Raw genomic sequence first — 779 nt, forward strand, 5'->3', positions numbered from 1 at the left:
CTGTCTATCTCCTCGATATTTAACTCTTTCTGAATAACCTTCAATAGCCCACCAAAAGCTGTCAATCTCTTACGGTGTAAGGCATTTTCAAGGTCATTAACTATCTTTAAATTGGTATCCAAACTCTCTTTATCGTCTCTAACAAGATAGTCTTTAGATTTCACTGGATATTTAGCAACCTCAAGAACCGCCTTAAATCGCTCATCAGAATTAGCTCCCTTCACAGCACGAACGTCTACACTTGGATCATAATCTAACTTCATTGCTTTTCGCCAAAGCTGAACCCACTCTGTTTTAGAGATGTACCGACCACCTTTAAAATAGCTGGCTTTAACAAATAATAACACGTGCATATGTTGGTTATACGTGCCATTCTCCTTATTCACGGTCACTTCAATACCACGACTAAACCCTAAGACCGTATCTTTCAAAGGCTTACTACGCAACATCTTACGCAACGCAACACTATAGCTTTTGATTTCATTACTCAAATCATTTGCGTTAGTAGTGTTCTTAGTCGTTAAAGTCAGAAATAACCAACGACCTTTAGGCTCTCTTTTCACTGCTTCTTCAATGATTTTGCTAGTATCGACGGCGTATTTCATAGACCTCCTCCAAGCACACATTGGACAAAGCCTGGATTTACAAAACCAGGTTTGCTTAAGCTTCAAGTGTCCCGTGTCTGTAATTGCAAATCTCAACACATCAGCACATTTACTAACCCTAGACATTTTCAGATAACGTAACATAGCTAAATATTCTGCATAAACAGTATTTTG

General features: G+C 38.5%; 1 protein-coding gene. It reads right to left on the reverse strand.

Going from position 1 to position 779, the window contains the following annotated elements; all coding sequences use genetic code 11:
- Positions 1 to 749: protein rep (locus tag QM941_RS09760; protein WP_414340387.1), on the reverse strand; the 749-nt coding region annotated here is incomplete at its 3' end.
- Positions 750 to 779 lie beyond the last annotated feature (30 nt).

It is taken from the genome of Streptococcus timonensis (assembly GCF_047460355.1).
Lineage (GTDB): Bacteria > Bacillota > Bacilli > Lactobacillales > Streptococcaceae > Streptococcus > Streptococcus timonensis_A.